Here is a 21,622-nt window from a genome sequence, read left to right on the forward strand (position 1 = left end):
AGAGTTCTCCTATTCTTTATCATTTGCATAATTTAGTGGAATGGTGTGTTCTAGTTTTGTGACATAGTAGGTCTTTTCTTTTTCTGAGAGGGTAAAAGTGAAGTTTTCTGAGTGAGTGGTCCCTCCGACCTCAAAGGTTGCTTGAACATAAGCGATTAGATTCTGACCGTCTTTTTTTAGATAGGTATAATCAATTGTTTTGAAGGTGGTATTGGCTATAATATCCACATCCTTAGCAATCAGATTGAGGTTGTCTTGGTTAGTAGTATAGTTAGTGAAAAAGACCTTGAGGAACTTTTCAACCTTCTTACGCTGACCATCTGAAAAGTGATCGTTAGCGGTTAGTTGAAGCTGATCGTCTTCGCTAAAGTGTCCAGCTTGTGAGGATTCAATGGCAGAGAACCAAGGAAGTCCAGAAATATAATATTTCCCATCTTTTTCATCAAATGGAATATTGAAACCTGTCACGATCTCTTTTTCTTCCGTGTTATTGTCCCGACGGATGATTTCCTTGTATTTGATCTTATAGGTCGCAACCTTCCCTTCTACAGTCACTAACTGAGAATAGAGGAGTTCACTAGGATTTCGAACTTGACCTTGGGCTTTCACATCAGGAATGAAGTTGTAAAAGCTATTTAAGTATTCCACTTGAGCTTGTTGTTTATCTCCTTCTTGCGGAAGGGTGAAATAGGCATAGACATAGTCATTCAAGTAGTACTGGAGTTTGTAGTCGTATTTTCTACTAGACTCCATTGGTTGTGCCTTTTGTTTTTTAGTAGCCCCCACTTGAGCTTGTAGTGTTCCTACTTTATTTGAAAGTGTGATAGCACGAAGAGATCCCAAGAGACCAACAAAAAGGAGGAAAGCAATTCCTCCTATGACTGCGATATTGACGGTCTTTTTATTGGTGACTTTTAGTTTTGGTGGGCCTCCTTTTTTCTCCACCTTTTTAAAGTGTGAGAGGTATTCTTTTGCTTGAAGCAAGTAGCGTTTGGCTTTATCCATAGATCCTCCTTTTAGAGACCAGCGAGTTCAATGAGCTTTGAGCCTTTTGCATATAGGCGCTTATTGGCTTTTTCAATCTCGCCGTTAATGTAATAGTAGCCTCGCAACTCAGTTTGGAGTTGTTCGATCAAGTCAGGTTTTAGGTCTTTGGCTTCTTCTTTTTTTAGGAGACTATTTAATTCTCCAGCTTTGGTCCAAGCCTCTCTGTGATCTTTCTTTTTAAGCAATTCTCCTAGTTCATTCGTGACTTGAGAGACTTTCTTTTCAAAAATAGTTTTAGTGGCCATTTCAATTTCCTTTCTAAATGTTTCTTGATTGTCTTTGATGGTCTTTTGGATATAAGCAATGAGTGAGGGGCGCATTTTTTTATTTACGCTCAACACTTTACCATCTAGCGTGAAACAGGCATGTTCATAGTCATAGAAACCTTTCGCATCTGGTGGTTTTTCGGTAGATCTTCCAGCGCATTCATAGTAGAAGTCCTTTCCTTTTCGTAAGAGAACGTACATATGCCAGAATTCTTGTTCTGGAAGAAGCAGAAAGTCTGCTTGATAAATCTTCTTCAGCATCTCAAGAAGCCTCAAGCAGATCATCGTAACCTAGAGCTTGGTAGATAAAATCTGAATCAAACCAGAGCCAGTCATTGATTTGTCCTTCTGTTGGTGTATCACCAGAGAAGATATCTTCACAAATGACAGTTAGGGTATCTACTCCACCACGTTCACGGACAGTATTCAAGGTGGTTAATCCACCAGACCAAGCTTTAAAGTTTTCTAGTGAATTGATTTGAACTTTGTATTCCATATTGCTTTTCCTTTCTAATGTTCATAGTGTTTATTGGCTTTAAGAAGTCGTAACATGGCTTTTCCTCGATCTGTTATTTCTCCGCTGTTTTGAATCATCTTCATGTATTCTGTTTGCAGGATTTTATCTGCTTCAGTGACTAGTGCAAGGGAGTTCGCAACTTGATAGGTTAGCCAACGAATCGTTCTCTCAATACTGTAAGGCTGTGGGTTGGTTGAGAGCTTTAAGGGTTCGACACCTCCAAAGAGACGTTGCCATTTTTCATCAGGTTTGTAAGCTCCGAAGCGAGTGAGACCATCATAGACTTGAATTTCTTTATTCACGATACCTCGTGCGATTTCTCCGAGATCTACACCGTTGATGTATTCCTCCACAATTCCTTGAGCCTTCTGATCTGAGAAACGCAATTCATAGCGATTCCAGATACCAAAAATCTCCAAGGATTCGTCCAAGGAGATGTTTTCCATTCGAGCTATTTCATAGCGCTTTTCATAAAAGTTAAAGTAGAGTTGACTTTGACGGCTCCCAAAGTAAATGGACAAGCCGTGATTCGCTTCCATGTCTTCATTATCTGTGAAAGATCCACCACCCGTGATATTCCATTTCTTGATCGTGTCTAGAACAATCTCTTTGGAATAGAGTTTATCAATCAATTTGGGAATCTGAATTTGTTCGTCCTCGTGACCGTATCCTTTATAAAGTTCATCTAGAGCGATATCGAGACGCTTTACCCGAACATCTTCATAGGAATAAAGAATGTTTTGAAGAAAGATCTGCCAAGTGATTCCCTTATCTTCTAGAAGCAATTCCAGCTCACGGCATCCTTGACCAGATAGTTGAAGACAAGTTTGGTAGTCATTGGTCACAGACTTATCAAAGAAATCAAAAATCCAGATGTTTCCTCGTTGCCACAAGTGGGTATAGTTCATAAGACGGGTTTCTTGGTCTGTAAATTCACTTAGGTGGCAGTGAAGAAAGTTTTCACAGAAAGCATCTAAATCTTTTAATCGAGGAAAGGTCAATCGTAGATAGTCGATTTGAGCCCGAAGACTGTTTTTATCGCAATCTTGATAGTAACCAAGTCTTTCTTTAAGTTCTCTAAACTTATCAATCGTCAGTCCTCTTTCGCCTGTTTCATAAGAGCGATAGGTTCTTGTAGGGAGATCAACAGCTTGTGCAAATGCTTTTTGACTAAGTCCTGTTTGTTTTCTGAAATTCTTAATATGAAAAGGACTAATTTTGTCCATTCATCGCAACACCTCTTTCTAACAAAGTGACACACTTTTTTGACGAAAGTGACACACTTCATAAAAATTGAAAACTCAACTCCCATAAGGAATGAGGAGGGGTGGACTTGGCGTTTTTGCCAAATGTAACCCCCCTATTAGAAAACGGGGGTTGAAGTTTCATCATGGCCTAGAAACTTCGGGCTACGGTCTGCGCCTGACCTGCGGTCAGGCTTGCCCTTGCCCTTGTCCTAGCCCATGATGAACAATCGTCGCTTCAACTGCTTTTGGATAAGACCTGCGTCCTCCCTCTTCAAATTGAGCGAGGATTTCAAGAAGAAGTTTTTCTTGAAAAGGATCCACTAGAATAGCGGATACAGTCCGTTCAAAGATGATCCCTTGTTCTGTTAAGAGATAGATAATCTTGCGTAAGGTTGGCATTTTAAGATTTTGTTCGTCCGCAAATTCCTTGAGTGGTCGTTTGTTTGGTTCGTTTTCTATAGTCTCCTCTTCCTCTATAGGATCAATTGTTTCAAGCGGTGGTTTATATTCTTCAAATACTGAGAATTCTTCCCCTTCAAACTCCATAATAGGAATTTTAGAGTAGGCATCATAGAAGGAAAAGCCTTGATCAAGCGGTACGTAGGGAGAGAAAAACTCACCAGCTAGCTCACCGTTGTTTGCGATATAACCCCGTCCTTTGACCTTGACTCCATTGATTTCATCCAGCTTTTTAAACTCTTTGGTTTTATTAGCATCTCCAAACATCATGTCATATCCTGTTGATTCTAAATGACCGACGGAAAGACGCTTCATAAAGTTATCCCGAAGAGCCGTTTTGATAAATTCTCCATCGGGCCGTTGCATAGCAAAGATGATAAAGACTCCAGCTTGACGGCCTTCTAGAACTAATTGTGAGAGGTATTCCATGAGTTCTGACTGTTGGCTATAGTCACGATCAATCTTTGCCATGAGGGCTGCCCACTCGTCTACCAGGATGAATTTTGGTTTCATGTCATAGTGAGTAAAGTTCTTTCCAGCTTGGAATCTTGGCGAAGTGGACATCCGCTCATAGCGTTTTTCCATGAACTCTACATTCTCTTTAAAACAGTTGATGATATCTTCCTTACTAGTATAAACACGGCCATGAAAGACTGGAATTTTCTTTAATCCAGCTAGATCAGAATTCTTTGGATCACAGATATCAACAAAGCCAATTTTAGCTAGTGCATAGATTATAGTCATGAGAACAACTGTTTTTCCTCCACCTGTTCCACCGCCAATGAGAAGATGAGGTTCTTCAATATAATCCCAAGATACATCTTTCATGAGCTGGAGCTTTGATCCCTTGACTTTTACTTCATCGATGGTGATACGGCTATCAATCCGATTAATAGCAATTTCATACTTGATAAAGCGGTTATCAAAGGTTTTATTGCGAAAGTCTCCGTTAAACATGACTTCAAGCGTAGCTCCAAGGTTTAAAAAGCGATCTTGGAACTTATTGCCCTCCAAAATAAAACTCACTTCAATCTTGTAGCGAGACTGCTTGATATACACTTGAGGCAAGGTGATTTTTTCAATGATCTTGTTTTCACGTCTAACCTTTTTAACTAGATAGAGGTTATTCTCAAGCAAAAAACGAGAAAGAATTCGAAGGCTGTTTAGCTTTTGAAAAAAGAGCATCTTCCTGTAGCAAACCCGATTAATAAACCAAGAGAGAAGCAAAGAAAAGAGAAGCCCAGCTCCTAGAAAATATCCTTGGGGTAAGGGATGAGATTTTAATTCTTCTAAATGTAAGTAGCTGTAGTAACTAATAGCCAACAAAAAAGGAAACCACCAGATAAACCATGTGATTCCCTTTAGTTTACGATGAAAAACTCGAACTCTTTTTCCCCGATAGGTAAAGAGTTTCATCCTGCATCACCTCCTAGTTTTCCTTCTTATTTTCTACCGGTTTGTTTTCTTTAATCGGTGCGCCTCCAGTTTTTTTCTTGATTTTAGAAGCAAAGAGCTTATAGATATCATTACGATTGACGTGGGTATGAGTGATAACAATATCTTCCAATTCAACCTCTTCTCGGTATTTAATACCTAGGTCTTCAATTTCAGACTCAGACATATCTGCGATAGTGAAAAAGAGGGTTTCATGCTGGACAGAAGAATGAATTCCTACAACAATTCCACGAATCTCACCTGTATTAACTTGTACAAATGATCCATCAGGATTTCGTTGTGAACGATCCACTTCAAAGATGATATCAGGACCTTCAATGCCTCGGAAAGACAGTTTTCCAAGGACAGCTGGGACATCTAGTCCATCTGTAATGACACGATAAGTCTTGTCAGCAATTTGTAGTTTTTCTCCGTAGTTTAATCCAATTTTAGCCATGTGATTTTCTCCTTTTATTTCTTATTTTTTAATTACCAATTTTTCCGCAAAGACATTGAGATAAGGTGCAACAGTATTGCCGTTTAAAGCAGTATCTGGGAAAAAGATTGGGTTAACTGCTTCTACTAGAGAATCTTCTGGAAAGACTGTTGTAGAAGCTGGTGTGATGACATGAAAGGCTCCGTGCTCTGCGCTGTTTAGAATGTGACGTTGGTATTTGCCTTCTTTTCTAAAAATAAATTTAGGAGCATCTCCTAAACGTTCGTAGTAAGCAGGGCCAATAAATTCTGGTTTCATTTTAAGTGTTTCTGAGATCATAAGATTTTCCTTTCTGAGTGTAAAATAAAAAGAGTTAAGCTAGTTGCTTCACTCTTGAGTAATAGTGGGTAAATAGTTTTCGTTTAAACATGCGACTATAAATATCAATATCCCCATGAGCGTAGCCATTTCTACGAGCATCTTGAACCAAGTGATCTAAATCTATTTGAGCTTGAGCATAGAGTTTAGCCTGTAGTTTATCAGATTCACTAAACATGCCATAGGTGAATTCATAGTTATCATAGAGTCGTTTACATTGTAGTGCGAAAAAAGTTTGTCATATTATTCTCCTTTATTGTAAAAGCAAAAAGCTACTAAGTGAAAAAAGGAAAGAACTTAGTAGCTTGAGAGTAGGTCTATCTTAGTAGATAGACAGCAGTAAAGAAAAGTTATTTGGTTGGAAAGATCCCTCTTTCCACGGTGGCAACGTTTAGCAAGGTGCTTTGCGTCAATTACCATCGCTTTCCCAGCCAATCTCTTTAGGTAGTCATGATCATACCCAAGAGATTCTCTTACGCCCTTTGGCGAAGCCAGTTCACTTTACTATTCGGAAAAGTGCGAAAGTCCGAAATGCGTGGAAGCCCACAAGAATTAAATCCTGTTTTTTATCTTCACTTCAACCATAAAACGGACTTGACTTTTAGTATCAAATAAATTACAATAAAGGTACGAAGTTTAGTGTAGTTTGATAGTCAGTCCTCTGGTTGTCAGACGCACTTTTTATTTAATTGTCAATGATCTCAATTGGTAGGGATTATTATTTTGATTTTCAATATCGCTACCAGCTATATCTATATATTATCGCCTATAGCGATAAAAGTCAAGGGATTTTTAAAATTTTTTTAAAAAATTTGAAGAGGAATAACTATGGCGTTTGCAGAACGTTTAAAAGAACTACGAAAACAAGCTCACCTTACTCAAGTTGAATTAGCAAAGCAATTAGGGATTGGGCAGTCTTCCTATGCAGACTGGGAGAGAGGAAAGAAAAATCCCACTCAAGAGAATCTTATTAGACTAGCACAAATTTTAAATGTGTCAGTTGATTATTTAGTTGGGAACTCAGAAGCAAAATCAGAGGAGTTAGATAATATTGAACTTCTTTTCCGTATGAACTCAAAAGGATTGACCGAAGAAGAAAAAGAGATTTTCAAAAAAGAGTTGATTGAGTTTATGGAAGAACGGAAGAGAAATTTTGAGTCCAGAAGTTAGTATATAAATGTTATGAAAGTACGATTTAGATTCTATAAAAATTTAATTCTTGGATGAAAAATGCCAATAGACTTTATTCAGACTTATAATTGCGTAATGTAGTACTTGTTAATTTTTTGAAAATATTATACAATAAGTTAGTTTAGGAGGTGAAATTTATGTTTTTAAATACCATAGTATATGATGAAAAGCAGTATGAGTCAGTAAAACGTAGTATTTCTACCTATCGAGAAAATTTTAAGAACTATCGTTCTGAACTCGAAAGAAGAGTAGACGATGATGAAGAGCTCAAATTTTTTTATTCTAACATTATATCTGAGAGTATTAAAGTATCTATTTTAGATAAGATTAGTTCTGATAAGGTATTACAAAAAAAATATTCAAATGATTTAATAAAATTTTTAAATTTTTATAGTGGTGTATTATCAAAGGAAACTACTTTCTTAGGACGTAATAGTGATGTAGAAAACTCTATTAATATTTTACACAGTAATAATGATAAATTACAGAATAAATTAAAAGATATTTATATTCAATTTGAAAAAAACTTTTCGAAAAAAGATGATCATAAATTCGAATTAGATAATATTGTAGTAACACTACCAGAAGGAGATAATAATGAAGATAATCAAGTCGATAGATTCAATTTATCCAACAGAATTAGTATTCAATTTAAATAGATTAGATGAAAAACTTTTACCAGATAATGTGGTTGAAATTAAGGTTGGTATAACAGTTAAAGAACTTGAACATGATGACCAAGGAAATTTCAGAGCAATTGTTTCATTCCTATTAAGTGTCGCTGATGAAAAGGAAAGTTTATTTAAATTATCGCATCAAATAGAATTCACTAGTTCAGATGAAAACTTTAATATCAAGGATAGGGAATATAACTTTGCATTGTTTGAAATCGTAGAACCTTATATTAGATATAGATTTAATGAGTTGTTTTCACAAACAAAATTCTCATCTCTTGAGATTCCATATAGATTTTGGGAGACAATTGATGACAGATCCGAAATATAAACTAAAGCATATTAGATTTAAGTCTAATCAAAGATTTGCGCCAACACGTGTACATAATATTGTATTGGAATTATATAAGTGGGCTGTTTCAGACTATTCCTGTTATAGAATTATTAATAGTTTTTTTGATTCAAATAGAAATAATAATGAAACTCAATTAGTTATAAATTCTCGAATTGAAGATCTTAAAGACGAACAAGAAGTCATATATAATAATTCGGTTAATATAGACAGTTTTAATGAATTGAAGAGATTACTTCTAAGTTTATTTAATAATAATTTATCTGCTCAAGACTATCGTATGATATATAGTTATTACCTTGAGTATATCACAATGCGATGGAGAAGAACTCCGGGTAGATTTGGAAAAGTTGTTTATGAACCTTTAATAAAGTATAAGCGGAAGGAACTATTTGGAAATAAAGATTTTTCTAAGTCAAAATGTGATGTAGTGTATAAGAATAATAGAGATAAGTCACTATATATCTATGAGTGTAAATTTGGGTTATCTACTTTTTTCTACCATCTCAGAGTTAATATCAATACTGCAACAGGAAGATTGAAAAAAAACGGAATTCGAGCTAATCGTAAAATTCAATATCTAGAAGAGTGTAACAATGTGTTTAAAACTAGTTCCGATGTTATTAATCTTGATGTAAAAATTGTAACACTTGCAACTAGAAGTTCTATCATAAGTTCTGTTGGCTTATTAAGAGGTATTGATTTAATGACTAGAGATGAACTAGAGGCCAAAGACTTTTACGACTTGTTAAAAAATAAAGGAGTCTAGCTAAAGTTAATGAACATTGTAAATAAATCCTTGGAATAATGTTTTTTCAATAATAGACTATTAAGGTTATGATTTTTAAAATATTATATTATTTTTTTTGGGTTGAAGAGTGGACAAACGTCCACTTTTTTTGTATAATCAACTCAATCAAATTGGTTTAGTTTATAACTAGTGACTTAAAGGAGGTACTATTCATTGGATGAATTGTATTCAAGAGTAAGTAAAATAACAAAACAAGCCCTGTATTCCTTTATGAAAGAGGAAGATATTTCAACCCTGAACTATCTCTTTCGCTACTATTTTGACCATTGTATTGATATGAATCAGATTAAAGTCATCCCTCATCACTTTTCAAACCATAAGATTGAAGGGTTGACGGTTATTGATGAACTAGGAACGAGTTTCTCCTACGAACAAGATAATCCTGTAAGCAAGCGTCACTTTACCTTGTGTCATGAATTAGGGCACTTTATCTTGAAACACGATGGTTCTTATTTTACAGAGTCAGTGGATAATCAGGAATCTATTCTAGAGCGAGAAGCTAATATATTTTCAGCTATCGTTCTCATGCCTGATATTGTTCTACTATCCAAGATTTACTACTCTTGTGATTCATTTCAAAAAGTCAAAGAGGATCTAGAAGTTTCAAAGCAGGCACTTTATTTCCGACTGATTGACTTATTGAGAGTTTACCAAGTGGATACTGAATCAGCCATCAAACAGGCAGTAGATGAATACCTTGACGGTCAAAACGCCTCACTTCACCATTTCTTTCATCAACTCAAAGAAATATTGATTGAAGAGTTCAATCAATATCAACCCTCGCTTATAGCACGGCTAAAAAAGAGATTGAAACAAACCAATTTCGTGACGAGTCAAGAACTACCAGAATTACTTGACCAGACTAGGTGGGACGAAATTAGAGCGGTAAAGAAATTCAAGGTGTGGCTTGTTTACAATAAGGGAAAATCTTTAGCCTACGTGTGGGATAGTGAAAAGTTATCTGAAACAGAAGCAAGGAGAAAGGCGAATTTAGAATTATTAGTCATGTGAGGTAAGTGATGTATCAACCAGAAAAACTAAAAATTCGTAGGAAAGAATTGAAATTAACACAAAAGGATATTGCTGATCAGTTGGGAGTCAGCTATCAAGCCTATTCCGCATGGGAACGTGGAGTAAAACAACCATCTAGAGAAAAAGTGCAACAACTAGAGCAGATTCTAAACGTACCGAAAGGTTTTTTTACAGAGATCGAAATCGTCCGACTATATAATACTTTATCGGATGAAGGTAAGAATAATGCACTTAGTTATGTCAGAGGCCTAGTTCAAAAAGAAAAATGTAAGAACATTGTTTCAATGTCAGAAAAACTATACGAATACCATGTTTACGAACAAATGTCTGCTGGTATCGGTTCATCGGTGTATAACGATCAAAACTATGATACTGTCTATTTTGATGAAGAACTAGCCCACGATTTCGCCTCATGGATTTCTGGTGACTCAATGGAACCCAAATATCAAAATGGTTCTGTGGCTCTCATTCGTGAGACAGGATTTGATTATGATGGTGCAGTTTATGCCGTAGTCTGCAACAATCAGACATACATTAAAAGAGTTTATCAGGAAGAACAGGGCTTACGGTTAGTTTCTATCAATCCAAAATATCGAGATATTTTTCTTTCGTATGATGAAGATCCTAGAATTGTAGGGATTATTGTAGGGAATTTCTTACCTGTTGAACAGTGATATTGTTAATGTAAAATAATAATAGTGTATTATTTTTTCTAGACAGGGTATAAGTGGAAGAAAAGATGAATAAAATGGAGAAGACTCTAATGGTTCTTCTCCATTTTTTTATCTAATTGGTAATGTTGAAAATCGGAAGTGAAATGATACTTTCAAAGAATTCATTTTGGACACTAGCAAACGAAATAGAGCCCTGATGCAAATCAACAATTTGTTTTGAAATTTTTAGCCCAATTCCAGTCGTTCTAATTTAGGATACTGACTACGTCAGTTCCATTTCAACCTCAAAACAGTGTTTTTAGCAACCTGCGGCTAGTTTACTAGTTTGCTCTTTGATTTTCATTGAGTATAAATAAAAATATGAGTTCTCCTCTTATTTTAAAAAATAATTATTTTATAATTTTTTTATACTTAGTGTAAACTATTCAGTGCGTCCCAAATACGGGAGGTTTGTTTCTGATTTTCATATTTGGATTATAATACTCTCATCAGAGTTACTTAAGGAGTAAGATATGAACCAGATTATGAAACAATATAAATTACTATATTTCTTGCTTATTTTATTAAGTCTGACAAGTGCTCTTTTAATGACATTCTTCTCTCTCCAATTAGGAAGAATACTTGATAGTATATCTAATTCAAATAGTGGATTACTCTTTCATATCACTATTTGTGTAAGTTCGATTTTACTGTGGTTCTTGATTTCTTGTTCCTATTCCTATCTTAAAAACCAATATGTAAAAAAAGTTATTTTAGATCTAAAAAGGCGTCTCTTATTACATTATTTATCGCGTGAATTTAACCAAATTGACAACCGTAACCATTCAGATTTCTTAAATAATATCACCAAAAACAGTGACCTTATTCAAGAAAATTTATTAATCCCTAAAATCTCTCTAATTGCAAATTTAGGGAGCCTTATCATGAGTGTGGTTGCTATTATTTATATAGAATGGCGATTAGCATTAGTCTTTCTTTTATTGTCGAGTCTAACGATTTTTCTATCACAAATTCCTGGAAAGTTAATGACTAAATCAACAAATAATTATTCTCTACAAAATAATCACTATTTGTCAAAAATGACAAACTTTATTAATGGTTTTGAACAAATTAAGTTATTAAATATTCAAAGCTGGACCCAAGAAAAAATTCAGGAAATCAGTTTAGAATTTGAAGAGTCCAGAAAAACATATCAATTCTTAAAAGACTTAGCTTCAACTACTGGAATTTTACTAAGTTTTGGCTCTCAACTATCCTGTATGGTTGCTGGTATCTTTTTTGTAAGAAATAACTTACTGACTATTGGATTACTAGTAGCAAGTATTCAATTATTAAACGGTGTTTTTGCTCCATTACAATCTATTCTTTACAATAAAAATTTAATCAGCAGTAGCAAGTCCATTATTGATAATATCCAAGAAAATTTATATGAGACAAATCATGAAATTTTCCATAAAACAAGGACAATTGATTGTGATAACATTTCGACCATTTCTATTAGCCAATTACATTATGAAATTGAAAATAAAATATTATTTGATCATTTTTCCTATGAATTTAAAAAAGGCAAACGCTATGCGATTATAGGTGCTTCAGGAGCTGGGAAAACAACTTTAGTAAAATTAATACTAAACTATTATTCCAAAAATCTTTATGATGGGGAAATAAAAATCAACGGAAAACAGAATATTGATATTCCCTCAGAGGAGTTATATAAAGATATTGCATTTGTGCAAAAAAATGATTTTCTGATTGAAGGAAATATCCTAGAGAATATCAAACTGTCCAGAAACCTTTATTTAACTGAAAAATTAAGAAAAGCCTTAGGATTTAATGAAGACTTCCTTAATAAGAGTCTATCTCAATCAAATCAAACCATTTCAGAAGGAGAAAAGCAACGAATTGATTTAGCTAGGTTTTTAGCCAAACCATATTCTGTATATATTTTTGACGAACCTACAAGCAACCTTGATCCAATAAAAGCCAAAGCAATGATGGACTACATTCTATCCATTAAAGATGCAATTGTTATTGTCATTACTCATGATCAAAATCCAGAAATATTGGAAGAGTTTGATCACGTTATTACCCTATAGATAAATGGCCTAGTCTACTAAATGAATGATGTGTTTCTCAAAGTATTCTTTGTAATTTTTGTAGATTGTTTTATTGAAGAGTTCGAAAATTTTTAAAGCTTCTTCGATTTTTAAAAGTGATTTTTGATTATGATAGAATTTCAGTTCCAAATATCCATCTAAATACAGCAAAATAGTTTGTTCAAAAAAATCTGTGGAATCCGCTAATATATTCTTCGTAGCCTGTTTTAAAAATAAAGATTCCTCATATAAGTCGTTCTCAATCATTATAATCAAAGAATTGAGAAGTAGTTGAATGAGAGATTGTCTATTTTTAGGTATAGAGCTATACAACTTCCCTTTTTTGAGCGCCTCTTTGGCATATCTAAATAATAAATCTGGAGATAGAACACGACAGCAATTTCCAAGGATGAGCGTTTCGTAATAACCCCAGTTTTCAACAGAAAATAAATAGTTTGTAAGATAAGAGGCGTCTTGACGACTCAATTGATGATTCTTATCCATTCCCGAAACAATACTTTCAATGAAAATAGCATTTAATTTATGGTAATGAGAATTTGTCCTATGAAAAAGTTCTATTTCTTTCTCTACCATATCTAGTAATGCTTGAGAATCTTCATTATATGCGGCCTGTTTAACAGAAGCTATTAAGGTATTAAAATCCGAAGGTTGATAATGATTACAGATAAGCAGAAATTCCTCTAGTGTTACTCCTATTCTTTCAAGAAGATACAATAACTTAAAGACAGAAATCTCTGTTTCTCCTAATTCAAATCTAGATATTTGAGATTTTGAAATTTCAGCACCTGCTAATGAAGAAATAGAAATTCCCTTTTCTTCTCTTATTTTCCTATAAGTTTCACCTAAAATCATATTTATCTCCATTTACCATAAAAAATCATTAGAAAGCGTGACAGATTATGAAAAAATACTATCAAATCTTTTTATTATTATTATTTGATATTATCATTATTATTGGATTATATCAATAAAATTAATGAGTGTGTGAAAATTCAATACTAGGAGAAAATGAAATAAATATTTCCACAATAAAAAGTATGATATCAAGTTTTTTGGAAAGCCTCTGTTTGTAAATTATTTTAACTCACAGTTGATGATTCCACAAATTGAAAAGTTTTAAACTTAGCATTTAAACGCTCAATTTTAATACGTATTACAACTATCTCTATTAAACTTCTTATCCTCTACAGTCGATACATGCTTTTTAGAACTTTTTAAAGGAAAAAAGATATCTCATGAATATTCATAGTATCTAAATAACAAAAACAAGTAATTGCTCTGACAAACTTGACCTATACTTTCTTTAAAAAGAGTAAAATCATGTGTATGACCGTCTCAAAAAACTAATTGACAGGCACGAAGTGTCGTTAAATCGATTATGATTGTGTCTTTATGGTGTATATCTTTTTCCAGGATAATTCTTACTTTGGTTTCTTTTAGGACATTGAAATAGGACTTTCTGTGACATCAATAGCTATAGTGACACTTGTTAATTTTAAGTTTTCTAAGTCAAATAGACTTGAGGAATGAAGAGTGTATTCTACGAATGTTAATGTTCACTAGTCCAAGACCAAAATCAAAAAACTAGAAGATGTTGAGTTGATTAATAGCATAAATAATGCAAGTTCAGAATTAACTGTTTTTCTAGACTTAAAGTTTTTGTGCCTCCTCCTTTACAGTGTTTGGATTTATAAGTTGTATCTAGACAGGATATCTTTGTTGGGAAGGTATCCTTTTTGACACTAATAAATAATTTAAAGTTCTCAGGAGTTAGTTGCATGGTTTTTCGTAAATAGTTTTCTTAACTATAGTATAGCATAGTACAGTATGGCACTTTATTTTTTCCAATAAGTCTATTATACCCCAAGGACAGCTGGTTTTAATTTTTTCTCTGAACTGTACGATTTTGCGCCAGAAATGTAGGAATTACCTTTCGTTGTGATGTGATAAAACTTACAAATCTTTTTTGTTATTCTTGACCTAGTTTTTTAGAAAGAAGGTCTAAGATGTTAAATAAAGTCAAAACTAAAGCCTTAATTAGTGTTGGAGCAGTGGCTGCAACTAGCTTTATTCTCTGAATCTTGCATGATAAGAAGAATAAAGAAATAAAAAGAAAAATCAAAGTGTTTGTTTATCGGCAATCATCACAATTCGGTTTTTTAAAATAGGATGGTATATTTTGTTTCTTTGACCAAAATTTGAACAAAAAATAGATTTGACTTTCGGTTAATAATAAGCTTAAAAGTTTTTTGAAGGAATCTATTTAGCACAAAAAAACACCTATTCGGGAAAATAGGTGTGAATGATGTTATTTATATCCATATTGTTTTAGTGCGTTATTATATTCTTCGCTATCTTTAAGATAGTAGTCGTGCTTAACTCCACTAATATCAACAGAAAAGACCCCATCTTTAAATGAATATTCTTCTGTTCGACTTGCAATATTTTGTCCAGTTAATTCGATCGTATTCTTTTTTTGTTAATGGTAAAGCTGTTGGCTTCTCCATGCTCTATGGAAGCATTATCTCCTTTAATAGTAAATGCCAATTCATTTCTTTCACTTGATATCCAATAGTATTCGCCATCCAGAGATTGTTGCTTATTTTTAGTGCAAGCAATTAACGTAATTATTGATAATGACAACAATAATATGCTAACAATTTTTCTCATGTTTCTCGCCTCCTTTTATAATATTACTATACCAAAATAATGTTACAAAACTGTATCAATGTCTGTTATAATGGAAATTTCAAACAATGTCCATTATAACAGACATTAGTAAATTATAGAAAAAGATCTATATTTGGCTATAGTTTTACTAAATCTCTACGACTATAGATTAAAAATGTATACACTTCTATACAAATAGTAGAAAAGGACTCAGTCCTGTGCAATACAGAACTAAATCCTTTGGATAAATTATTAATCTAACTATTTGGGTGCACTTAACTTTCGGGATGTTTTGTCAGGAAATGAATATGTAACGTAATGAAAATCTGTGCTATTACCCTATTCTTCATTGACTATTTTTTAGGCTTACCACTTGATCAGCTTGTTTCCAAATGGTTGGATTATGTGTTGCAATAATGATCAGACGTTCCTTATTTTTTAATGTTAGGAGTAAGTCCATAATCTCCTGTGAGGTCTCAGGATCAAGAGCGGCAGTTAATTCATCTGCCAAAATTAGAGGAGGATCTTTTAAAATGATCTTTGCCAAGGCTACACGTTGTGCTTCTCCTCCCGAAAGCTCATATACTTTTTGATCTAGTTGAATATAAGATAGTCCTACTCTATCTAATACTTCTTCTTTAGTCTCTCTCTTTTTTTGTTTGTCTAATTTATGACCAATTAATCCCAAATCTAAATTTTCTGAAACAGTATTATTATCGATTAGTCCAAAATTCTGGAAGAGATAACCTAGTTCATTTCTGAAATAGTTTGTTGGTTTAATCTTTCGTAAATCTTTCCCTTTATATTGAATACTCCCCTGATCATAAGGTTCTAGCTTGGCTACCATATTTAGTAAGGTTGTTTTGCCACAACCACTATTTCCGATAAGAGCATAGACTTTACCTGCATCAAAATTTAAGTTCAAATCACTAAATACCGTCCGGTCCCCAAAGGTTTTTGTTAGTTGATGGATTTTAATCATTTCTATGCTCCTTTCAATATAATACTAGCCATCCTATCTTCCTTACGAGAACGATGCATTAGTATTAAAATAGAATTCAAACCAAAGACGCAAGAGGTTAGAAAGACTACCCAAAGTTTATTTGTTAGCAAAAGACCAATAGCCCCTCCCAAAATGAAGATAACTATTTGCCAGATAAAAAATTTCTGGTGTAACTCAAAAAAATTTAATCCTGATATTTTCTTAATAAGAATAGTTTTACGAAATTCTTCAAAGTAGAGGATTGTCATTGTATTAAAGAGTAGAATTGAGGTAGCAATACCGAGAAAACCACCAGCAATGATTGTCAATATTTCAACTTGAATGTTGTGACTCATACCACGATAAACATAATAGGCAAGATCATACTGACTGATATATCTCTTTATTCCACCTTGTTCAACTAGTTTTTTAGTGGCATCCAAACCTTTAAAATACAGATAATCAGATGGATAAGTGAAGAAAGCATTTTGATTTTTTCCAAAAGAGCTTGGTTTAAGGACAATAAGTATAGGATCACTTAGAAATTGTTGATATGAGATTGGTGTAGAATTATATACGAAACGCTTCTTATTGTTTGAAATATAGAAAACACGAGCTTTCATAGCCTGTTGAATTTTATTTTCCTTATCGTTTCGAATCGCTAGGAAATCTTCATAAATTTGACGCAATTTATCTTCTTGATCTTTTAATTTTTCAGGCAATAGTAGTCCAAATTCTCCTTCTCCAAGGCTATTAATGCTCTTCTTATCTTCTTCATTTAATTCTACATTCTGAACATCTAAATAATTAGGAGTCACATATAAGCTATTAGCATACGGATTGTAGTCATTTATCGACATTTTTTCTCCCGTTAAGGGATGTGAAGACAGACCTTTTAGATCGAATGATGCAAATGGATGCTGAACAAGCATTCCTCCATTCTGAATGCCAGTTTCTATGAAGTTTTTCCATTGTTCTTCCAACATTTTTCTACTATCCTGATTTCTAATCTCTGACCCAAACTCCCTATTTGTTGAAAGCAATACCCAATCTTTTTGATTTGACCATGCTGTATCTCCAGACTGATGCAATTGCCAAATAGTTGAATAGATACTTGTTCTATGAATGGTAAGTACTATTAAAAGAAAAGCGACCAATTGCCCCAAGTAAAGAATACCCATAATCTGTTTCAAAGGTAACTTTCCTTTGAGTAAAGAAACCAAATGTACCGCTTTAATACTTAAAACATAAAGAAAGCTAAAGAGTATAGAAAGGAACAAAAGTAACAAATTATAAGTTATGCTAGCTGAAAAAATAACTGGAATAGAAAATGGTGTGATATGGAATAGACTTACACCACAGATTCCAAGAAAAATCCCTGTAATTACCCCTAAAAGTAAATCTCCACAATCACTAATCATTGAGTTTCCAAAAATCTGAGTTAGGTGCAATCCAGAAATATATCGAATCCCAACTGTTCGCATTTCCTTGGTTTTTTGAATAATCATTAAGGCTATAAAAGTTAGTAGAAAAATGACCAAAATGAGTAATTGAGTACCATTTCCCATAAACGTAAATAAGCTAAGAAAAATATTTGGATATGAAACAAATGTTTCTGTGAAACCCAATGATTGAAGTTCATGATTTAATCTATCTAGAGTGAGATTTCCAGATAAAATATAATAATTGACAAATAAGCTACTATTGTAAAAATCTTCTTTACTAGCTTTAACAAGGCCATTTGGGATATGGCCAGATCCATATATTGCATAGGAAAAATGAACCTTACCTTTATCATCTATTTTTTCAATTTGTTGACCAATCACACTGTCTGTTTCATTTGCTAATTGATCTAAACTGTATTTTACCTGATCTTTTGATACCTCTTTGTTCTGGGAAAGAATACCAATAGCTGGAAAACTATTGTGAATAACCAGATTTGAGGTTGAAAAACAAATCCAAAGTAGAAAACTTGTTATAAAGATATTTGAAAGGATAACAAAGAAGCGCTTCATACTTTACTCACTTTCTAAAACTTTCATGGATAGTAATATAATCTTTTCTATGAGCTATGAATTTTTTTAAAATCCGTAATTAAAATATGCTACTTCACCCAAATTTGTATTTATAAAAGCTTTTGAGGTCTGATGAGCAGGAGCGGTACCATATTTTGATTTACTATCTCTTGCACGAGTTACGCTTGACCAGTGATATTGGTAATCATGGTAATAATTTGAAAATGCACCCCAGTTATTTGGATCGTGATTAGCACCATAACTCCATACACCACCAGAAACCCAATCTGCAAAAACCGGACAAATTAAACAACAACTAATAACAATAGTTAAAGAAGTTAAAAATATCTTATAAAATTTCATTATTAAATACCTCCTAAACCTATATTTATAATTTAATAACTTATTTGTTTTAGATTACTTAATCTGGGACCTCCTTTCATATTACTATCCATGAAATTCTCAACAATTTATACATAAGGGCTATCAAAAATATTTATGATAAAATTAGATATTATCTTACAATTCTAATCTCATTTCTATTAATGAAATCCCCACCATCTCCAAATGTCTAACAAGTTAAAGAGTGGGAGTGATGCTACAAAAAATAAATAAATAGTGATTTTTTTCATGTTTTTCACCTCTTTCTTTATATATATGATATACTAAACACATATCGAAATGTAAAAATGTCACATATATACACATAATTAGAGGTGGAGTTTTTATGCGTTGGGATTACGGTACGATCTATAAAAAAATACGGAAATCAAAACATATTAGTCAAGAGGAAGTTTGCCAGGGTTACATTTCAAGAGCGCATTTATCACGTATTGAATCGAACCAAGTGGTACCGAGTTTTGAGTCGATGGAGCATCTTCTAAAGCAAGTTGGCTTAGATTTCGAAGAATTTCGATATATATGCCATTCTTACCACCACTCCGATAGGGAAGAAATTATCTTATTAGCGGAAGATAACAATGCCTACCAATCAAATGATAAATTATTGGAACTGAAGAATAAGAGTGTAGCTTATTTAAAAAAACATCCTAATGATATTCCTGTGTTAAATATACTAAAGAGAGTAGAGGTCATTCTTTGTTTACGAGAATCTGGTCCAAATGAAAAGGTAAGAATGATGGCAACGGAAGCTTGGAACGAAATCAAAAATCAGGATGTCTGGTATCATAGTGACCTAAAATTAATTGTCGTTATTTTATTTACACTTCCACTAGAAACAGTGATTTCTATCTGTGATGAAGTGATAGATAGGCTCAATGATTACTCTGATTATACAGAGATTCTTCCCACCAAGTATAAATTACTCTCAAATTTAGCTAGCATTTTTCTGTGGAATGGTTTGATGGAGAAGTGTACGAGTATCAGTTATCTATTGTTAGATACGGCCAAAAAAAGTAAGCGATATGATTTTCTAGGAAATGCTAAAGTGACACTTGGAATTTGTTTAAGTGATAAAAAGCTAGTTGATGAAGGCTTGCAGTTACTCGAATTAACTGATGAAATAACGTTGTTGGAAGCATGTAGGTCAGATGTGAATCGTTTTTTCAAGGAATGAGTTTCTAATTAAGAATCGTAGAAAAAGGCAAAGTTTCTTCGATGGATAACGATGAATGTTTTGCCATCTTAAAAAGCTAGAGTTTGAATTGAAATACAGTACAATAGTTCGCATTTGGCAAAAAGAAAAAAGCCTTTGAAATCAACGTTTCAATGGCTTTTAGCTTAATAAATTTTTTTCTTCTGTAATTATCAAGTATTACAACCTATATTTCTTTTAATATTTTATCAAATAATTTTTCTAATTTCCATAATTCTCCATAGACAGTTCCGTCCATATAAAGGTTGTAAATTTCATCATCTTGTTCCACTCGTATTTGTGCAGAATACCCTTTTGATAGTGCTAAGGAACGAATAACTTCCCGTTGAGTTCGTCCATTACCTTCTCGAAAGGGATGGAAATAATTAAGATTATCAAGAATTTTTGCTAAATGTTTAATGATTTCATCTCTTGAGTTGGCAGTTTGATGATAGGAATGAATGAGATGATTTATATAAGTTTCCGCAGCATTAAACGACTGTATCGACATAAAAGGATTACCACTTTTAGAGATATTCACCTTGCGATATTGTCCTGACCAAGCATAAACATCTTGAAACAAATAGTTATGAATGGCTAAAATATTACTCATGGAATAGACTTTAATGGCTTTCAAGCGCAAATCTGCAAGTCTTTTAGTAACGAATAAGTGTTCATTTCGGTAGGCTTCTTCAATATTTGTAACATTTTGTTTATTGATTAAGACTGTGGAATTTGGATAGGTATATTGGTGATTGGGGTCAATATACTCATAGCCTTCGTATTGATTTTTAACCAATATTCAATTCCTTTCGTTTGTTGATAACATAAGTTTTTAAATCAATCACATCTTGAACAGTAGGTTCATAATTTTCAATCATTGATGACCCAATAGCATACCAGACGGTATCGAAATCTGAAAAGTTATCAAAGGGAATCCCTAAAATTGTTAATTCTTCTTTATTTACATCAAGAGTCATGGCACACTTCCTTGTATAACGTTATCTTTATTATACCATAAAATCGGTATTTTTACCTAAAAGGATAGAGACCAAAAGATATATGTAAGCGTATAGATTAATACTTACAGAACTAAAAATATTCCCCTGTTTTTAGTCCAACTGAAACCCATACTTTCCAAACCAGGTCTTAAGAAAAAAGGTAGAGAAAAAGGTAGAGTTTGAATTGAAATACAGTGCAATATATCGCATTTGGCAAAAAGAAAAAACGCTTGAAATCAGCGTTTTTCTTCTGTATTGATTCGTATTGAACCCCTACTTCACTTCTGTAAAAACCAAATAAGGTAAACTTTTGATATTCTGGTTCGATTTTATCTTATTTTTAATGAAAGTTTACCTTATTTAAATGAAAGTGATTGAAATTAATTGAAATTTTAATTCTTAGAAACTTATGAAAATGTTGATTTTAAAGCATTTTGAAATTGGATAAAATAAGTGGTGCCCCAACCAGGTCTTAAGAAAGCACGTAAAGCTTCACAATTCTCAAAACGTTAATCAATACGATTATATCAACGTTTACAGACATTCAAGAGAACTCTCTTGGATGTCTTTTTTGTTTCAAAAATACAAAGTTCACCCTAAAATTCACCTTATACCTTTTGTGATGTTAAGCCTTCATATTGTCACTGTTTAGAGAAATGCTCTAAGCCATTTTGAATCAGAATGAGCAACTTGACTTAAATTGTTTACAAAATGACAAAAATAAT

General features: G+C 33.2%; 23 protein-coding genes and 1 pseudogene. 9 read left to right on the forward strand and 15 right to left on the reverse strand.

Annotated features, from left to right (window positions below):
* Positions 1–9: 9 nt before the first annotated feature.
* The 8 genes from HMPREF0833_RS09215 to HMPREF0833_RS09250 all read right to left on the reverse strand — a co-directional run bounded on the left by HMPREF0833_RS09215 (position 10) and on the right by HMPREF0833_RS09250 (position 5,962).
* Positions 10–1,005 (reverse strand): conjugal transfer protein, encoded by a 996-nt coding sequence (locus tag HMPREF0833_RS09215; RefSeq protein WP_013904640.1) that lies wholly within the window; start codon positions 1,003–1,005, stop codon positions 10–12.
* Positions 1,006–1,016: 11 nt separating this feature from the next.
* Positions 1,017–1,574 (reverse strand): hypothetical protein, encoded by a 558-nt coding sequence (locus HMPREF0833_RS09220; protein WP_013904641.1) that lies wholly within the window; start codon positions 1,572–1,574, stop codon positions 1,017–1,019.
* Between the two features lies 1 nt (position 1,575).
* Positions 1,576–1,809, reverse strand: a complete 234-nt coding sequence (locus HMPREF0833_RS09225) for a hypothetical protein (protein WP_000456042.1) — start codon at positions 1,807–1,809, stop codon at positions 1,576–1,578.
* A 14-nt stretch (positions 1,810–1,823) separates the two neighbouring features.
* On the reverse strand, positions 1,824–3,056 hold the full coding sequence (locus HMPREF0833_RS09230; RefSeq protein WP_013904642.1) for a replication initiation factor domain-containing protein: 1,233 nt from the start codon (positions 3,054–3,056) through the stop codon (positions 1,824–1,826).
* Positions 3,057–3,263: 207 nt separating this feature from the next.
* A complete protein-coding gene (locus HMPREF0833_RS09235) occupies positions 3,264–4,952 on the reverse strand; it encodes an FtsK/SpoIIIE domain-containing protein (protein ID WP_013904643.1) in 1,689 nt (562 codons plus the stop codon).
* Positions 4,953–4,965: 13 nt separating this feature from the next.
* Positions 4,966–5,427 carry a hypothetical protein gene (locus HMPREF0833_RS09240; RefSeq protein WP_013904644.1) on the reverse strand — a complete coding sequence of 154 codons (462 nt, stop codon included), beginning with the start codon at positions 5,425–5,427 and terminating at the stop codon, positions 4,966–4,968.
* A gap of 21 nt (positions 5,428–5,448) precedes the next feature.
* On the reverse strand, positions 5,449–5,745 hold the full coding sequence (locus HMPREF0833_RS09245) for a hypothetical protein (RefSeq protein ID WP_013904645.1): 297 nt from the start codon (positions 5,743–5,745) through the stop codon (positions 5,449–5,451).
* A 34-nt stretch (positions 5,746–5,779) separates the two neighbouring features.
* On the reverse strand, positions 5,780–5,962 hold the full coding sequence (locus tag HMPREF0833_RS09250) for a hypothetical protein (RefSeq protein ID WP_013904646.1): 183 nt from the start codon (positions 5,960–5,962) through the stop codon (positions 5,780–5,782).
* A 650-nt stretch (positions 5,963–6,612) separates the two neighbouring features.
* On the opposite strand from HMPREF0833_RS09250, the gene HMPREF0833_RS09255 reads away from it, so the two are divergent.
* From HMPREF0833_RS09255 to HMPREF0833_RS09285, 7 genes are all read left to right on the forward strand, one after another.
* A complete protein-coding gene (locus tag HMPREF0833_RS09255) occupies positions 6,613–6,954 on the forward strand; it encodes a helix-turn-helix domain-containing protein (protein ID WP_013904647.1) in 342 nt (113 codons plus the stop codon).
* 158 nt (positions 6,955–7,112) lie between these two features.
* Complete coding sequence (locus HMPREF0833_RS10170) at positions 7,113–7,634, forward strand: hypothetical protein (protein ID WP_013904648.1); 522 nt, start codon at positions 7,113–7,115, stop codon at positions 7,632–7,634.
* Entirely contained in the window at positions 7,573–7,980 is a 408-nt protein-coding gene (locus HMPREF0833_RS09265; RefSeq protein WP_041818439.1) for a hypothetical protein, read from the forward strand. The genes HMPREF0833_RS10170 and HMPREF0833_RS09265 overlap by 62 nt, the downstream gene beginning before the upstream one ends.
* On the forward strand, positions 7,961–8,770 hold the full coding sequence (locus HMPREF0833_RS09270; protein WP_013904650.1) for a hypothetical protein: 810 nt from the start codon (positions 7,961–7,963) through the stop codon (positions 8,768–8,770). The genes HMPREF0833_RS09265 and HMPREF0833_RS09270 overlap by 20 nt, the downstream gene beginning before the upstream one ends.
* A 195-nt stretch (positions 8,771–8,965) precedes the next feature.
* A complete protein-coding gene (locus HMPREF0833_RS09275) occupies positions 8,966–9,823 on the forward strand; it encodes an ImmA/IrrE family metallo-endopeptidase (protein ID WP_013904651.1) in 858 nt (285 codons plus the stop codon).
* A gap of 8 nt (positions 9,824–9,831) precedes the next feature.
* Positions 9,832–10,518 (forward strand): XRE family transcriptional regulator, encoded by a 687-nt coding sequence (locus HMPREF0833_RS09280; protein WP_013904652.1) that lies wholly within the window; start codon positions 9,832–9,834, stop codon positions 10,516–10,518.
* A gap of 512 nt (positions 10,519–11,030) precedes the next feature.
* Entirely contained in the window at positions 11,031–12,614 is a 1,584-nt protein-coding gene (locus tag HMPREF0833_RS09285) for an ATP-binding cassette domain-containing protein (protein ID WP_013904653.1), read from the forward strand.
* 9 nt (positions 12,615–12,623) lie between these two features.
* On the opposite strand, the gene HMPREF0833_RS09290 is transcribed toward HMPREF0833_RS09285, so the two are convergent.
* Positions 12,624–13,487, reverse strand: coding sequence for a helix-turn-helix domain-containing protein (locus HMPREF0833_RS09290; protein WP_041818440.1), 864 nt, complete (start codon positions 13,485–13,487; stop codon positions 12,624–12,626).
* A gap of 1,154 nt (positions 13,488–14,641) precedes the next feature.
* Here HMPREF0833_RS09290 and HMPREF0833_RS10865 point away from each other — a divergent pair.
* Positions 14,642–14,710 (forward strand): annotated as a pseudogene (locus HMPREF0833_RS10865) (peptidylprolyl isomerase); the annotation flags it as partial.
* Positions 14,711–15,089: 379 nt separating this feature from the next.
* Here the strand turns inward: HMPREF0833_RS10865 and HMPREF0833_RS11115 are convergent.
* The 4 genes from HMPREF0833_RS11115 to HMPREF0833_RS09310 form a co-directional block, all read right to left on the reverse strand.
* A complete protein-coding gene (locus HMPREF0833_RS11115) occupies positions 15,090–15,305 on the reverse strand; it encodes a hypothetical protein (RefSeq protein ID WP_013904656.1) in 216 nt (71 codons plus the stop codon).
* A 346-nt stretch (positions 15,306–15,651) separates the two neighbouring features.
* Entirely contained in the window at positions 15,652–16,287 is a 636-nt protein-coding gene (locus tag HMPREF0833_RS09300) for an ABC transporter ATP-binding protein (RefSeq protein ID WP_013904657.1), read from the reverse strand.
* A gap of 2 nt (positions 16,288–16,289) precedes the next feature.
* Positions 16,290–18,302: a DUF1430 domain-containing protein gene (locus tag HMPREF0833_RS09305; RefSeq protein ID WP_013904658.1), complete on the reverse strand. Its 2,013-nt coding sequence runs from the start codon at positions 18,300–18,302 to the stop codon at positions 16,290–16,292.
* A 66-nt stretch (positions 18,303–18,368) separates the two neighbouring features.
* Positions 18,369–18,665, reverse strand: a complete 297-nt coding sequence (locus HMPREF0833_RS09310; protein WP_013904659.1) for a lactococcin 972 family bacteriocin — start codon at positions 18,663–18,665, stop codon at positions 18,369–18,371.
* 364 nt (positions 18,666–19,029) lie between these two features.
* Here HMPREF0833_RS09310 and HMPREF0833_RS09315 point away from each other — a divergent pair, with 364 nt between their 5' ends.
* Positions 19,030–19,878 carry a helix-turn-helix domain-containing protein gene (locus tag HMPREF0833_RS09315; RefSeq protein WP_013904660.1) on the forward strand — a complete coding sequence of 283 codons (849 nt, stop codon included), beginning with the start codon at positions 19,030–19,032 and terminating at the stop codon, positions 19,876–19,878.
* 205 nt (positions 19,879–20,083) lie between these two features.
* Here HMPREF0833_RS09315 and HMPREF0833_RS09320 read toward each other — a convergent pair whose 3' ends face one another.
* Positions 20,084–20,695, reverse strand: a complete 612-nt coding sequence (locus tag HMPREF0833_RS09320) for a Fic/DOC family protein (RefSeq protein ID WP_013904661.1) — start codon at positions 20,693–20,695, stop codon at positions 20,084–20,086.
* Positions 20,688–20,876 carry a hypothetical protein gene (locus HMPREF0833_RS09325; protein ID WP_000171299.1) on the reverse strand — a complete coding sequence of 63 codons (189 nt, stop codon included), beginning with the start codon at positions 20,874–20,876 and terminating at the stop codon, positions 20,688–20,690. Before HMPREF0833_RS09325 ends, HMPREF0833_RS09320 begins: the two co-directional genes overlap by 8 nt.
* Positions 20,877–21,622 lie beyond the last annotated feature (746 nt).

It is taken from the genome of Streptococcus parasanguinis ATCC 15912, from assembly GCF_000164675.2.
GTDB classification, from domain to species: domain Bacteria; phylum Bacillota; class Bacilli; order Lactobacillales; family Streptococcaceae; genus Streptococcus; species Streptococcus parasanguinis.